We start from the raw sequence: 14,177 nt of genomic DNA, 5'->3' as shown, positions 1-14,177 counted from the left end.
GTCAATAGACTGCGGAGGCTATCACCTGGATTATCAGAATGAGGAACACCATGGCAATGGGATATACCGTGGCATAGGCTACGCTCGGTATGTTGCTGTCCGTCATGGAGTCGGCGGCGGCAAGGCCGGGCGTGCTGGTCATGCCACCGGTGATGGTGCCCAGCAGGTCGAGAATGTTTATCTTGAATACGAACAGTCCGACGATGACGGCCACCAGCATGGGTACCAGCGTGATGGCGGCACCTACGCCGAACAAGAGCCAGCCGCTTTCCTGGAATGTGGCTACCAGGTTCCGTCCTGCCGAGGTTCCCACTTCGGCCAGGAAGAGCAGCAGTCCCAGCTGGCGCAGCAGTTGGTTGGCTGGGCCGGACATAGACCACAGAATGGGACCGGTCTTTCCGATGGCACTGAGGAAGAGGGCCACCATGAGGATGCCTCCCGTCAGTCCCGGTGAGAACGACAGACTGTCCGAGAAGGAGATGTTCAGCTTGCCGAAGAGCACGCCCAGCACGATACCCAGGGCAATGGGAAAGAAGTCGGTGTCGGACAGTTGCTTGTTGTCGTTGCCCAGCAGGCGTGCCACGCCTTTAATACCGTCTTTCTCGCCTACCACCATCAGCTTGTCGCCGAACTTCAGTGCCAGATCTGGCGAGGGGGAGAGGTCGATACCGCTTCGGCGGACGCGGGTGACGGTACAGCCGAAGTTCTTCATCAGGTTGAGGTCGCCCAGTTGTTTGTTTATCATGTCCTTCTTGGTGAGCAGCAGGGATTCAATCTCCTGCATGTCTACGAGTGGCAGTTCGCCTTCTTCGCGCTGGCCCACGAGGACGGCGAGCTGGTTCAAGGCCTCTTCGCTGCCCACGGCTTGTATGTAGTCTCCCTCGTGAAGTATGGTCTGGGCGGTGGGGATAGCTATCTGCTCGTTGTGCTTGTGGCGTGAGATGACGGCTCCGGTCATGGCGCGCGCATTGATTTGCATCAGGCTCCGGTCGAAGACGGCGGGGTTGGTTACGCGGAACAGACAGGTTGTCAGTTCCGGGAACTGGCTGCGGCGTTCCTTCTCCAACCGGCGCGCCTCCTTGTCGAGGTCGATGCGCATGATACGGGGCAGCAGCTTAACGAAGAGAATCACGCCGATAACGCCGAAAGGATAGGCAATACCGTAAGCGATGGATGCCAGTGGGGAATGGGTGCTGTCAATGGCAACGGCGAGTCCCGGCGTACTGGTCAGGGCACCGGCTATCAGTCCCACGACACTGGGAGTATCGATGTCGAAGGCATATTTCAGTCCTACTGCCGTCAGGGCGGCGGAGCAGATGATGAGCAGGGTGATGATGATAAGCGTCTTGCCCTTGCTCCGGAAGGAGTCGAAAAATCCGGGACCGGCCTGGATGCCGATGGTGAAGATGAAGAGCACCAGTCCGAAGTTTCCTAATTCTTTGGGGATGATGACACCGAAGTGTCCGAACAGCAGGGCAATGAAGATGACGGCGGAGACGTCGAGCGAAAGCCCTTTAATCTTGATTCTTCCCAACATGAAGCCTAAAGCCACAATGAGAAAGAGCGCGAAATAGGAGGAGTTTAACAAGTCAGCAAACATAATCAGTTAAAGAGTTAGGAATTTATGTCACAAAGATAGTGCAAAAAAGTGAGATAGAAAAAGTCTTGCTTCCTTGTGGCATATAAAAAAAGATGATGTGCCATCAACCGTTTTGACACATCATCTTAATATATATATCGGCCTATATGACCGGTATTCCTGCGTGGGGCAGGGCGGTACTTATTTTTCGAGTTCCTTCAGCAGTTCCTCTACGGCAGCTTTCAGCTGTGTGTCTTCTCCCTTCACGATGGTCTCGGGTGAATTGGCTACTTTGATGTCCGGCTCCAGCTGCGAGTTCTCCAGATAGCTGCCGTCCGACAGGCGGTAGCCCACGACGGGGATGCCGAATACCAATGACGGGTCTTGCAGGCGTTCCCACGACACGCTGGTCATGGTTCCCGGCACGGGCATGCCTACCAGCTTGCCCAGTCCGCGGTGGCTGTAAACCCACGGCGTGCCGTGCGCATTGGAGTAGTTGGCCTCGCACATCACCATGATGGAGGGTTTGTTCCAGCGGCGGCTGGGCATGTCGCACGTCTCGCGACCGCGCACCACTTGGGTGAAGTATTTTTGTCCACTGAAAAGTATTTCTATATCCTCGTGCAAGCGTCCACCGCCATTGAAACGGGTGTCGATGACGATGCCTTCGCGGTTGTTGTATTTTCCCAGGATGTCCGAGTAGACGGAACGGAAACTGTCGTCTCCCATAGACTCGATGTGCACGTAACCCAATCGGCCACCCGACCATCGGTCAACGTCTGCCGCACGCTGTTTCACCCAGCGGCTGTAGAGTAAATCGCTGAACGCACCGTTCGTAATGGGGATAATGACCTCTTCCCAGTGCTCCTTGGTCTGCGGGTCGAAGAGAGAAACAAGTGTTTTCTTCCGTGCCTTGTTGTTGAGCAGCGTGTAATAGTCCGCATCGGGGGTGATTTCCACGCCGTCTATCTTTTCGATGACTGTGCCGGCTTTCACCCGGGTGTTGGCTGTGTCGAAGGGGCCTTTCTCCACTACTTCGGCAATGAGCATGCCCTTGCCCGTGTAGTTCCAGTCGAAGAACAGTCCCAGGCTGGCAGTAGGTTCGGATTGCCCTTTGGGATAGAAACGGCCGCCGGTGTGAGATACGTTCAGCTCGCCCAGCCATTCGCTCAGCAGTTCGGCAAAGTCATAATTGTTGTCGATATGGGGCAGGAAGCGGCGATAGGCGGCGGTCATCTTGTCCCAGTCCACTCCGTGCATATTGGTATTGTAGAATCGCTTCTGCTGTTGGCGGTACACGTGGTCGAACATGTATTCGCGCTCCGCAGCCAGGTCCATCTTGGCATCTACCTGGAAGGTGATGGGGGTCAGCGCGTCGGATGAAGTGTCCATTTTCTGCATCTTGTGGCTACCCAGCAGGAAGAGGCTCTTGCCGTCCTTGTCCAGCTGCATGTCCGCCCATCCGGCATCCATCTTGTGCAGCAGGCGGGTCTCTTTCTTGCGCAGATTCATCTTCCAGAGGTCGTAGCCGCCTTCGAAGGCTGCCAGGTAGTAGAGTGTCTCGCCATCCTTGGAGATGATGGTGCTGCCCATGTCGGAAGAATTCGGGGTGAGGCGCACCACACGGTCTTCGATGCCTTTCAGCTCTACGACGATGTCTTTCGGCTGGTCATCTTTTTCGTCAGTATTGCTGTCTTTCTTGTCGTCTTTCTTCTTTTTATCCTTGTTTTTGTCTTGGGGGGTGTCTTTTCCGGCAGACTTCTTTTGTTCCTTCTCCAGCTCCTTGCGCAGTTCGTAGTCTTCTTTGCTCAGGCAGTATTTGTCGTAGGCGTCTTGGTTGAGGAAGACGAGCATGGCGTCGTTCAGCGAGCCCCATGAGGCATGGGCACGCATGCCGTAGCGTTCGGTGGTGAAAAGGATGGCGTTGCCGTCCAGCGCAAAGTGGGGATAGCCGCTCATGTAGCCGCTATTGGTGAGGTTGATGATGTCTTTGCCTCCCTCTGCGCTGACCAGGCCGATGTCGGAGTAGGGGTCGTGCTTGTTACCCGTGAACTCAAGTGTAAACCATTTACCGTCCGGCGACCATGCGTAGTCAAATCCTCCGCCGGTGCTGTACCAGGTGGAGCCGTCCGTAATCTGGCGCACCTTCTTCGTCTCCAGATTGAGCACCATCAGCCGGATGCGGTCTTCGATAAAGGCGAGTTCCTTGCCGTCGGGCGAGAATTGCGGATAGGCACGTTCCACGGTGGTGGAGGGCAGCAGCACTTCTTCTTCAATCAGCGTGGCGTTCGGGAAGTTAGGGTCTTCCTTGCGGGCTATCTTGGCAAGGTAGAGCTGCCAGTTGCCGCCTCGCTCGCTGGCGTAGGCCAGGGTGCGGTTGTCCGTCGCAAAGGAGAGGCCCGCTTCGCGTGCCGGTGTGTGCGTCACCTGCTTGGTAGTGGCATAGTCTGCCGAAGTGACAAAGACTTCTCCGCGCAGCGTGAAGGCAATCTGTTTTCCGTCCGGGGACACAACGGCAGAGGTGGCTCCGTCGGAAGACTGCAGGTTGGCGAATTGCGGCCGGTCATCGCGCACCAGTTCTATGGCGACTTTCTTCGGGGTGGCATCCGGCTGCTGGGTATAGATTTCGCCGTCGTAACTGTAGCACAACGTCCCGCCGTCACTCATGGAGAGGAAGCGCACGGGATGTGTCTTGAAGCTGGTGATGGGCTTCACCTCTCGGGGCTGTGCCAGCGGGAAGGCATACACGTTGAATGAGCCGCCGTTTCTCTCACTCAGAAAGTAAACCGTTCTTCCATCGGGTGACAACACCGGGTTGCGGTCTTCGCCCGCGCGGTCGGTGAGGTTGGTATGGGTACCCGTCTTTGCATCATACAGCCAGATGTCGCGGGTGATGGAGGAGATGTGATGCTTTCTCCATTCATCTTCAAATCCCTTGCGGTCTTGGTAGAGGAACTGATGGCCCGCCTTGTCGAAGCAGACCGCTTCGGCAGGGGTGCCCAGCACTTGCTCCGTACGCCCTCCCGTTGCAGGTACTTTGTAAAGCTCGGTCATGGCCGAAGTGGGGAAAAGAGCGCTGCTTGCCGGGTCCTGGATGGAGGCGGAAAACAAGATATACTTTCCGTCCGGAGTGAATGTGGAGGGTATCTCACCGGTGGAGTGGGTAGTGAGCCGTTGGGCGGTTCCGCCGTCTGCCGGCATCACGAATACGTCGAAGTTGCCGTATCTGTCGCTGGCAAAGGCTATTTGTTTGCCGTCCGGCGACCATATGGGGGTACATTCGTAGCTCTCTTGGGTAGTAAGCTGTGTGGCGGTTCCACCTTTGGCCGGCACCTTGTAGATGTCTCCTTTGTAGCAGAATGCGATTTCCGTACCGTCGGGAGAGATTTGCACATCGCGCATCCAGAGCGGCGTGGCGGCATGTCCGGCAATGGCAGTAAGGCCTAGTGCAAGGATTGCAAGGGTTTTCTTCATAAGTGTGTGGGTTGATGTTAATATAGAATGTTTATAAACGTCATGATGCTGTCCACAAGGCAAGGAGCGAGGTACGTCATTTCATACCTCGTGCCTTGTATATCTGTTCTTTGGCATTGTTGATGCTTTGGAACTTCTCTTCTGCGGCTTTCTTGATGTCTTCGCCCAGCGTTGCCACCCGGTCGGGATGGTGTTTCAAGGCTAGGCGGCGGTAAGCGGCACGCACTTCGTCATTGGTGGCAGTGGGTTCAATTTCAAGTACTTTGTAGGCCTCGTTCAGTGAGCTACCGCCTAGGTTAAGCATGGATTCCACTTCCTTGACGGATAGTCCCATGTACATGGCCACTTCTTTCAAGGCTTCTATCTCCTCGTTGCAGACGTGTCCGTCGCTTTTGGCAATTTCTACCAAGAATACCAGCAGTTGCAAGCGTTCCTCGTATGTCAGGTTGGCGGCAATCTGCGTTCCACAGTCACGGATGGTGTTTTTAAATGCCAGTGGGTTTTGTCTGTCCATCTGCTTGCGCTGTTCGAAGAGGTTGAGCAGTATCCGTTCTCCCTCGCCCACGGCAGCCTCACCGAATGTGCTTCTCAGAAAGCGGCGGACGAATTCCATTTCACTATGCATGATGCGCCCGTCTGCACGGATAATGTACGAAGCCATCACGAGCATGGAGAAGAGGAAACTGTTCCGTTGCCCGGTATAGGTAGTGCCGTGCGTTGGTTCTTCTCCATAATAACTGCCTGCGTCACTTGAATCGGTGTCGAACAGTGAACCGAATACAAAACCTGCCAAGGCTCCCAGCGGTCCTCCGGCCATGAAGCCGATGATGCCGCCTATCCATTTAGCTGCTCCCATAATTTTTCTTGTTTAAAGTGCAAAAATAGAGATTTCTTACGAGAATTCCAGTAAAAGTGGATGAAGTATTGGGAGATGGGGGAAGATATTGCATTGGCAGACGGAGTGCTCGAAGAAGAAAAAGATATTATCAATTAGTCGGCAGATGTATTGAATATTCCCGAACGCACTGCTATTCCGATTCGGTGTAACCATCCTTCTGTACCATTAGCGTTGCCCGGCATGTCGATATCTGCATCATCAGGGCGTCCTGGTGTCGTAATATCCTCCGCATCAAGGTCTTCGGGAAGTGTTTCCGGAATATGTCTTGAAGTGGATGTTACCTTGTAAATTTTCTGCATGGACTCGTTCAGATAGGTAGTAGCCCCGTAGGTAAAGAAAGGAATGATTACCTTGTCTTTCAGGTCGTATGCTTCGAGGAATGTACAGACTACCATTGCGGGTTGATGCCACCAGCAAGGCGAACCGACGAAAATTGTATCATATTTCGCCAATGCCTCTTTATCAAGCAGATTCGCTACTCCAGGGCGCAGGTCATTATAGGCTTCATGCTGAATGCGGTCGCTGTCATCGTAAGGATTTGCAGCATACGGTTCGGCAGCCTCAATGCGATGGATATCTGCGCCTGTAAGTTTCACGATACGTTCGGCAATGGCCTGGGTGTGTCCTTCGGCAGAAAAGTAGAGCACAAGCATATTGCCGTTTCCGGATGGAGTATCGGGAGTGTCGTCGGTGGTAGAGCATGCTGCCATTGTCGTTAGAGAGAGGAGCAAGAGCGGAATAAGAAGTAACTTTTTCATATTCGAGTTGTTTTTAGATATTTATTGATTAGTGTATTCTTCATCGCTTACAGGTTCATACCACTGTGTAGCACCCAAATGAACTTTTGTATTGATAGCTATATGCGTGAATCCGCTGTCGGGAGCCGCTCCGTGCCAATGCACCACATCTGCCGGAATAGCGACTACATCGCCGGGATTCAACACTTGTATAGGCTTCCCCTTTTCCTGATAGTAACCTTTTCCGGCGGTGGCAATCAGAATCTGTCCGCCCGGATGCGAATGCCAGCTGTTTCGGGCTTTCGGCTCGAATATCACGTCGGAGACTACCACATCGAATGTTTCACTGTCGGTCATCAGCCGTTGGAGGTATGCCGTTCCGTTGAAATTGCTGCCCTCGATGGCATCTCCTTGGGGAAAGAGAGAGGCTGATGCTTTTGGGGGTGTTTCAATCTTGTTTTCCGGTTTCGGACTGCAAGCACCAAGTGTTGCAGCCAGTAGAAATAAGTAAGTCATCTTTTTCATCTTGAAGAGTTATTTTAAATGTTGTTTAAAGAAAGAGTCCAGTTTGGGAAGCGTGATTTTCAGATATTTCGGCTGGTCGTATAAATCCACGTGCGTAGCTCCGGGTACGACAAACAGTTCTTTCGGTTCGGCGGCTTTCGCGTATGCGTCCTCAGAAAAATATTTCGATACTGCATTTTCTCCCACTATGAAAAGCATAGGACGTGGCGATATAGTCTCGATTTGCACAAAGGGGAAGAAGTTCATCATCGGTGCGAGGCTCGTGTAGGAGTAATAGCCCGTAGAGTTGGGATGCTGACCGCGTTGTGGATTGTCGTAATAATCGAGGAAGTCGATGGCAAACTTCGGTGTGTTCTCATCCACTTTTTCGGGCAGGGCACGGATATCCTTGCGTACAGCCCCACCATATTCCATCGTACGCTGGCGGCCGATTTCATCAAGGATAGCCATACGCTGTTCGTAAGTCTGCGAGTCGCCTACACCCTGACGGCGGGCGCGGCCCATGTCGTACATACTGATGGTGGCAAGTGCCTTGATGCGATGGTCTATCTGCGTAGCACTGACAGAGTAGCAGCCTCCGCCACAGATGCCGATTACTCCTATCTTATCAGCATAGACAGCCGGATGGTTCGTGAGGAAATCGACTGCCGCACTGAAGTCTTCTACCCGCACTTCGGGCGATTCCATACGACGCGGATAACCGCCACTCTCGCCATAATAGGACGCATCGAAGGCTAATGCCACATAGCCGAGTTCCGCCAACTTACGGGCATGGAGTCCCGAAGTCTGTTCTTTGACGCCACCAAAGGGATGACCGACGATGATGGCGGCATATTTCTTTGTGGCATCATAGTCTGCAGGGAAATAGAGGTCGCCAACTATATCAATCAAAAAACGGTTGTGGAATGTCACTTTCTGTTTCTTCACGTCATTCTCCACTGCTACAATCGGGGTTTCCGGTTTGATAGTCAACCCTTTGCTTTGCAATAATTCGTTCAATACTTGTTTGCCATTATCGGCTTCGCTACGTCCGATATTCTTTTCAATGATAGCCAGCACACCGCGTAATTCGTCCGGTGTTACGCCTACATTCAGCGCAATACCCATGTGCCCTTTCAGCATCGGTTCCACGCCTTTGCCCAAAGAAGCTATTATGGCAACGGTTGCCAGTTCCCGTTCGGCATAGGTCAGCACGTCCCGCTCGAAAAGCTCGGCAAAGAGATGTTCTTTAAGGAATACTTCGATTTCCGGGGCCAGGACGGCATAGTTGGCTTTCGGCGCATCTGCCGGGGTGCCCGAAATCTCTGCAAGAATGTCACGTCCGCGTTCGTATTTGCTGCGGGTATCGGTTATCGGTGACGCTTCGCGCCCCTGGTTGTCTCTGATGCCTTTTGCCTTACGCTCGTCAAGTACCGCAACCAATGTTTGCAGTCCGCGCAGGGCACGCGGAAAACCACAATAGGCGTAGGAATGGACCATAACTTCTTTAAGCTCGCTGACGGTGATACCGCTATTCAGTCCACCGATAAGGACTGTTCTTAATTGGTCGAGGTGCCCCATGCTTGTAAGGGCTGCGACCTCTGCGATGTATTGTCGTTTACTGTTCATGGTTTGTTCTGCTCTCGGTGTTTGCGAAGCTGCGATGCCGCATCCAAAGACAAGTCCGAGTAGCGTTGTCATAATTCTCATTTTTAGTTTCATAATCTTTATTATTATGTATCAAGTTTTACTTGCTGCAAAATTAGGCTGGATTTTCCACTTCGACCGGTCATGAATTACGGTTTAAAGGATAATTTTTACTGATTGGAGAGATAACCTGAAGATATTTTCTACATTTGCATAGAAACCACTGAAATAGACTGTTATGGAGAAGGTTATGCAACTGAAAACGATAAAGGAGTACAATGACTATATGGGTGTGGAAACAAGGCATCCTCTGGTCAGTGTCATAGAGGGAAGCCGTATGCCGCACCCCGTACCCCATGCACGCAAGCACGTGGGGATGTATGTGATTTTTCTGAAAGAACTACGATGTACGGACGATTTGACCTACGGTCGTCGCTCTTACGATTTTCAGGAGAACACGCTGGTGTTTATCGCTCCGGGGCAAGTATTCGGGCATGAAGCCGACGGGTCGACTTTTACCGGTTCCGGATGGTGTCTGTTGTTCCATCCCGACCTGCTACGCGGTACGCCGCTCGGTCGGCATATGCAGGATTATACGTTTTTCTCATACGCCGCTAACGAAGCATTGCATCTATCCAAACAAGAGCAACAGACCATCATTGATTGTTTGACAAAGATTGACGAGGAAACATACAACCAGGCAGACCGTCACACTAACCTGATTATCGCTTCTGCCATCGAGCTGCTGCTCAACTATTGCATTCGTTTCTATGATAGACAGTTTACTACCCGTAAAAAGGAGAACAAGGGCATGCTCGGCTCTTTTGAAGCATTGCTGAACGACTATTTCGTATCGGATAAACCCGCTGAGCGGGGTACGCTGACTGTGGCTTATTGTGCAGACCAACTGAACCTGTCTGCAAATTATTTCGGAGACTTGATTAAAAAGGAGACAGGTGTTTCTGCGCAAGAATATATATTAACCAAAATAATGGATAGGGCAAAAGAGTTGCTTACTGACCCCGCTAAATCTGTCGGTGACGTTGCTTATGCCTTAGGATATCAATATCCACAGTATTTCAGCAAGGCTTTCAAAAGAGTTGTAGGATGTTCTCCGAATGAATATCGGACATTGAGTTAATGTAAAAAAATAAGGAGCTAAGTTTTAGACTTAACTCCTCAATGCTCAACAGTCGGGATGACAAGATTCGAACTTGCGACCACACGCCCCCCAGACGCGTACTCTACCGGGCTGAGCTACATCCCGTCTTTCTTTGAATTGCGGTGCAAAGGTACGTATTTATGGGGATTCTGCAAATTTTCTTCCTCTTTTTTTGTATTAATAATGAGTTTTTTTCTTTTGATATGCGTAACTTGTTGTTTTGTAGTTGATTATCAGCTGCTGTGATGTTGATTGTTGTTTGTATTTGTTTATATACAGTCTACTTTAATATTTTAGGAAAGTTTTAGGGAGAAAACGTGGCAGAAATTAGGTATATATTTTCTTCTGTTAATCAGTATTAAATAGGCGATATTTTTATAAACCTATTTTTCTTCTTTTGAGAAATAACCCTATATTTTTGCTGCACTTTAATATTTATAATATGGCAACATTTAAAGTGCTTTTGCATTCCTCTAATAGGAGGAAGGATGGAACCTATCCGGTTTCATTGAGAATCATAAAGAACATGAAAGCCAAGTATATTTCACTGGGGCTTTACTCCAAGAAGGAGGAATGGGACGTTATTGGTGAACGTTTCAGATGTGATAAGCGTGTCTGTCCTAATTATAAGGAATTCAATGCGCGAATAGTTCAACTGCTGGCACGCGCTCAAGAAGTCGAGCGCCATTTTGAGTTTGATAGGATTGATTGGACGCTGAATCAATTCGAGGATGCTTTCCTATATAAGGATAAGAAGGGAAAGTTCTTGGATTTCGCATTGTTGTGTATTAAGGATATGAAAGAAACGGGACATATCGGTAATGCAAAAGTGTGGGAAAAGGTCATCTGTAATATGAAATTGTTCGACAAGAAGCTGTCCACACGTTATTTTCAAGAGATAGACATCAAGTATGTTTCTGCCTATAATTCTTTTATGGAAAAGAAAGGATGGTGCGGCAACACCCGTAAGCACGATATGAAGACGTTAAGGGCAATATTGAATCGTGCTATCGTTGCTAAGGAATGTTCTTCGACTTCTTATCCTTTCGGTAAAGGTGGTTTTTGTATTTCCGCATTGGAAGAAGAGACCCGTAAGCGATATTTGCCTCAAGAATATCTGCTGAGATTGATGAACCGGCAGTTTGAGAACAAGCCCAAGGAAATTGCAAGGCGCTTGTTTCTGTTTTCTTATTTCTGTTATGGGATGAGTTTCATCGATATGGCTAATCTGAGGAAAGGAAATATAAGAGTGGAGGGTACTTCTGTACATATTATATATAAAAGGCATAAGACGGAACACAGTAAGAATGCCAAATTCATTCGAATACCCGTGACTGATGAACTGAATAATCTGCTTCTGTGGTTCAAGTCCAACAGTGTTCTTGTAGGTGATTATCTTCTTCCTCTAGTGTCGAAAGACTATGATGGTGAGAAGCTTTATGACCATTTGCGTCGTAGACTGGCACGCTATAATGAGCGTTTAAAAGAAATCGGCGAGGAGCTTGGATTTACAGAGAAATTGACAAGCTATGTGAGTAGGCATTCCATGGCTATGACCCTACAGACTAACGGTGTTCCTCGTGAAATGATAAGTCAGGTAATGGGACATAAGGACATGGAGACTACCAATACTTATTTGGATAGTTTCGGTGACGCTGAAATAGAGAGAATTACAATAAATTATTTATATAAAAATAAAATGAAATTATGAGTAAGAGAGATTTTAAAGACCAACTTAGTGTATTGAAGTATAGAGTGGATAATAATAAAATGCGCAGCTATATGCGTAAGGAACTTGGAAGTGAGAAACTTGTAGAAAGAGAAATTCAAATTGTTCAATCAATGTTGAATAACCGTTGTAAAAGGCATGGAATAATTACGGAGGAAGATAATATTGTATATTTGAAGACGGGCAATTATTTTGAGTTGATAAAAGGGGTCAAACAGTCGTTAGCTTATCTTCAACAAGAAATAAATAGGTATCGGAAAGGTTTTTCCAGTGATACGACTTTTTGGTACAATGTGGATAAGGATTGGAATAATTTGCCTGCCTTGTTGATGGATTTAAATGAAATCGAAAGTTTCAATTTGCAATGTTATCTCTCTGAATTAGAGATTTGGAAGTCGGAGTTATGTAGTACGCCTATTCTTAAAAAGGTGTTGGTTACAATGAATAGCAAATATGATGAAGCTGCTCTGAAAAAAGTATATGATTATCTGCGCAATACTAAATATTGGGCGGATAATAATATTGGTTCACGTGACTTTATAAGGATATTTAAAACCAGTTCTATCGATGGTCTTAGTAAGAAACTACGTATTCGGAAGATAGGGGGAAGTAAGGCTTTCGTAAGAGCCTTGGTGGATGTTTTGGTAGGAGCCTTTGACGCCAAGATTGTGAATTCGTGTTTTTGTTATGAGGATGGAGGAGCATTGAATATTGGTATCCATAATAGACCGTCCAAAAAGGTAAGTGAGGAGTTGATAAAATTGCTGTCTGATATATAATAAGTTAAATTCTATATATTTTTGCGCAAGCATTTTTTTTGATATAAGGAGCTGATAATAAGTGTTGTTAGCTCCTTATTTTTTTGTGCGTATAGTTGCGCATTTGCTGTTTTTTTATTTGAAACTTGCTTTGTAATTTTGCTGATACATTAAAAAAAAGTTATATGGAAAATAATAAATATTACGTGTCTACAGCAGATTTGATAAAGCTGATGAATGATGTAATGAATGCAGATAAAAAATCTGCTTCTGAGATTATTGGAATAGATGAAGTGTGTAGAATTACGGGATTCTCGAAGCATACTATTTATAAAAAAACTTCGAATAAGGAGATTCCTTTCTATAAATCTACTTTAAGCCGGAGGAGTGTTCTGCGATTTAGGCGTTCTGAGATAGAGAATTGGATATTGAAACACCGCATAGGGACGGTTGATGAATACCTCGATGCGCAGGATGCTTTATAATAATATGAATAATATAATTAAAATAATAACAATTTAAAAAAGGAGGCAGTAATGTATGACTCAATAAAAATTGTGTTGTCCGAAAAGGACTTGAATAATGAGATTAGTTTCATGGAAGAGATTCCTTGCAGAATTGTTGTGAGTGTATGTTCAGAGAATAGGGTTGTCGGCTATCTGAGGAACATGCGGGTAGAAGTTAGGGGAACTACTTTGGTGGTAGAAGGTAGTCTGACTAAGTGGGTATTGGGTAATAATTATGCAAAGCCTTTAGGGATATGGGAAGTTAGAAGTGGAGTTAAGGCATTGAGTGTGGCTCTTGGTGTCCCTATTGAAAAGGCTGTGGTACAGCGTTTGGATGTTGCTTTCAATTTTCGTGTAAAGCATATGCCTTGGTTGTATATGCGTAGGTTGTTGTATTCGGATGGTTTCTATAGTGCTCATATAAAGAAAGAGACTTTGTATTTTAGCAAGCATGATTGTCAGATGGTGTTTTATGATAAGATAGCTGAAATGAAAAGTTGTAAAAGGACGGATGATATAAAGCAGGGGCTTGAGGATTTTGAGGATTTGAATGTGCTAAGGTATGAATTCAGATTCAAGAAGGTCAAGTCCATTTTCGGTAGGACAATCCGTGGAGAGGATTTATATACTACGTCCTTTTGTTTGTTGGTACTGAAAAAATGGCATGATTGTTATATGGATATACAAAAGACATATGATATAGAGCTTTCTTATTGCATGTTCAATAGTAAAAAGGCTTTTGAGCTTGCATGTGTTGCTTATTGTATGACTCAGTTCAATGTGTATGATATACTGGAGGAAGCTTTTATCAGACGGGATATTAGTAGCAAGAACAAGTATGATATAAAGGAGGTGTTGGCGAAGGCTAAAAATGTGGGGATTGATTCACTTAATGCAGCTTCCATGATAGATGAGCTGACCTCTAAAATAGAGCATGCATATGTCAAGTTAAGAAGTAGATATGATGTTGCTCCTGAGCGCTTGGAAAAATTGAATAGGTGGGTGGATAGAGGAGTGACTGGAATGCCCAGTTAGAATATGGTTTATATTCGTTTTTCTGCATGGTATATATTGAAGTCGGGTTCCTCAGTAGGTCTGTTATTGATAATGAAATAAAACGCGTAAAAATGCTTTTATATAATCAATAACAATTTCAATTATGCAGGTGAGTTGAAATGGGCAA

The 14,177-nt window shown here is 47.5% G+C and carries 11 protein-coding genes and 1 tRNA gene; 5 read left to right on the top strand and 7 right to left on the bottom strand.

Annotation, left to right across the window (positions count from 1 at the left end):
* Position 1: 1 nt before the first annotated feature.
* The 6 genes from CSD97_RS10175 to CSD97_RS10150 all read right to left on the bottom strand — a co-directional run bounded on the left by CSD97_RS10175 (position 2) and on the right by CSD97_RS10150 (position 8,914).
* The gene (locus tag CSD97_RS10175; RefSeq protein ID WP_005835125.1) at positions 2-1,600 is read right to left on the bottom strand and encodes a TrkA C-terminal domain-containing protein; all 1,599 of its coding nucleotides are present in this window, start codon (positions 1,598-1,600) and stop codon (positions 2-4) included.
* Between the two features lie 180 nt (positions 1,601-1,780).
* Positions 1,781-5,053 (bottom strand): S41 family peptidase, encoded by a 3,273-nt coding sequence (locus CSD97_RS10170; RefSeq protein ID WP_005835126.1) that lies wholly within the window; start codon positions 5,051-5,053, stop codon positions 1,781-1,783.
* A 76-nt stretch (positions 5,054-5,129) separates the two neighbouring features.
* Positions 5,130-5,909, bottom strand: coding sequence for a DnaJ domain-containing protein (locus CSD97_RS10165; RefSeq protein WP_005824158.1), 780 nt, complete (start codon positions 5,907-5,909; stop codon positions 5,130-5,132).
* A 134-nt stretch (positions 5,910-6,043) separates the two neighbouring features.
* Positions 6,044-6,709, bottom strand: coding sequence for a flavodoxin (locus CSD97_RS10160; protein ID WP_005835129.1), 666 nt, complete (start codon positions 6,707-6,709; stop codon positions 6,044-6,046).
* Between the two features lie 21 nt (positions 6,710-6,730).
* Positions 6,731-7,213, bottom strand: coding sequence for a cupin domain-containing protein (locus tag CSD97_RS10155; protein WP_005835130.1), 483 nt, complete (start codon positions 7,211-7,213; stop codon positions 6,731-6,733).
* Between the two features lie 9 nt (positions 7,214-7,222).
* A complete protein-coding gene (locus tag CSD97_RS10150) occupies positions 7,223-8,914 on the bottom strand; it encodes a carboxymuconolactone decarboxylase family protein (RefSeq protein WP_005835131.1) in 1,692 nt (563 codons plus the stop codon).
* 163 nt (positions 8,915-9,077) lie between these two features.
* Between CSD97_RS10150 and CSD97_RS10145 the strand changes: the two genes are divergently transcribed.
* The gene (locus CSD97_RS10145) at positions 9,078-9,980 is read left to right on the top strand and encodes a response regulator transcription factor (RefSeq protein WP_005835132.1); all 903 of its coding nucleotides are present in this window, start codon (positions 9,078-9,080) and stop codon (positions 9,978-9,980) included.
* A 52-nt stretch (positions 9,981-10,032) separates the two neighbouring features.
* On the opposite strand, the gene CSD97_RS10140 is transcribed toward CSD97_RS10145, so the two are convergent.
* Positions 10,033-10,106: transfer RNA gene (locus CSD97_RS10140), tRNA-Pro, on the bottom strand.
* 337 nt (positions 10,107-10,443) lie between these two features.
* Here CSD97_RS10140 and CSD97_RS10135 point away from each other — a divergent pair.
* The 4 genes from CSD97_RS10135 (at position 10,444) to CSD97_RS10120 (ending at position 14,029) form a co-directional block, all read left to right on the top strand.
* Positions 10,444-11,712 (top strand): site-specific integrase, encoded by a 1,269-nt coding sequence (locus tag CSD97_RS10135; RefSeq protein WP_098032364.1) that lies wholly within the window; start codon positions 10,444-10,446, stop codon positions 11,710-11,712.
* Positions 11,709-12,509, top strand: coding sequence for a hypothetical protein (locus tag CSD97_RS10130; protein ID WP_098032357.1), 801 nt, complete (start codon positions 11,709-11,711; stop codon positions 12,507-12,509). The genes CSD97_RS10135 and CSD97_RS10130 overlap by 4 nt, the downstream gene beginning before the upstream one ends.
* A gap of 164 nt (positions 12,510-12,673) precedes the next feature.
* Positions 12,674-12,973, top strand: a complete 300-nt coding sequence (locus CSD97_RS10125; protein WP_098032356.1) for a helix-turn-helix domain-containing protein — start codon at positions 12,674-12,676, stop codon at positions 12,971-12,973.
* Between the two features lie 51 nt (positions 12,974-13,024).
* On the top strand, positions 13,025-14,029 hold the full coding sequence (locus tag CSD97_RS10120) for a phage/plasmid replication protein (protein WP_098032355.1): 1,005 nt from the start codon (positions 13,025-13,027) through the stop codon (positions 14,027-14,029).
* Positions 14,030-14,177 lie beyond the last annotated feature (148 nt).

Source organism: Bacteroides sp. AR29, from assembly GCF_900217715.1.
Classification (GTDB): domain Bacteria; phylum Bacteroidota; class Bacteroidia; order Bacteroidales; family Bacteroidaceae; genus Bacteroides; species Bacteroides uniformis.
This window is presented reverse-complemented; position numbering and strand designations above follow the sequence as displayed.

What these genes read in the sequence shown, in the direction of transcription:
- CSD97_RS10125 (WP_098032356.1), top strand. Translation starts at nt 12,674, where the DNA reads ATGGAAAATAATAAATATTACGTGTCTACAGCAGATTTGATAAAGCTG.
- CSD97_RS10120 (WP_098032355.1), top strand. Translation starts at nt 13,025, where the DNA reads ATGTATGACTCAATAAAAATTGTGTTGTCCGAAAAGGACTTGAATAAT.
- CSD97_RS10175 (WP_005835125.1), bottom strand. Translation starts at nt 1,600, where the DNA reads ATGTTTGCTGACTTGTTAAACTCCTCCTATTTCGCGCTCTTTCTCATT.
- CSD97_RS10145 (WP_005835132.1), top strand. Translation starts at nt 9,078, where the DNA reads ATGGAGAAGGTTATGCAACTGAAAACGATAAAGGAGTACAATGACTAT.
- CSD97_RS10155 (WP_005835130.1), bottom strand. Translation starts at nt 7,213, where the DNA reads ATGAAAAAGATGACTTACTTATTTCTACTGGCTGCAACACTTGGTGCT.
- CSD97_RS10165 (WP_005824158.1), bottom strand. Translation starts at nt 5,909, where the DNA reads ATGGGAGCAGCTAAATGGATAGGCGGCATCATCGGCTTCATGGCCGGA.
- CSD97_RS10160 (WP_005835129.1), bottom strand. Translation starts at nt 6,709, where the DNA reads ATGAAAAAGTTACTTCTTATTCCGCTCTTGCTCCTCTCTCTAACGACA.
- CSD97_RS10170 (WP_005835126.1), bottom strand. Translation starts at nt 5,053, where the DNA reads ATGAAGAAAACCCTTGCAATCCTTGCACTAGGCCTTACTGCCATTGCC.
- CSD97_RS10135 (WP_098032364.1), top strand. Translation starts at nt 10,444, where the DNA reads ATGGCAACATTTAAAGTGCTTTTGCATTCCTCTAATAGGAGGAAGGAT.
- CSD97_RS10150 (WP_005835131.1), bottom strand. Translation starts at nt 8,914, where the DNA reads ATGAAACTAAAAATGAGAATTATGACAACGCTACTCGGACTTGTCTTT.
- CSD97_RS10130 (WP_098032357.1), top strand. Translation starts at nt 11,709, where the DNA reads ATGAGTAAGAGAGATTTTAAAGACCAACTTAGTGTATTGAAGTATAGA.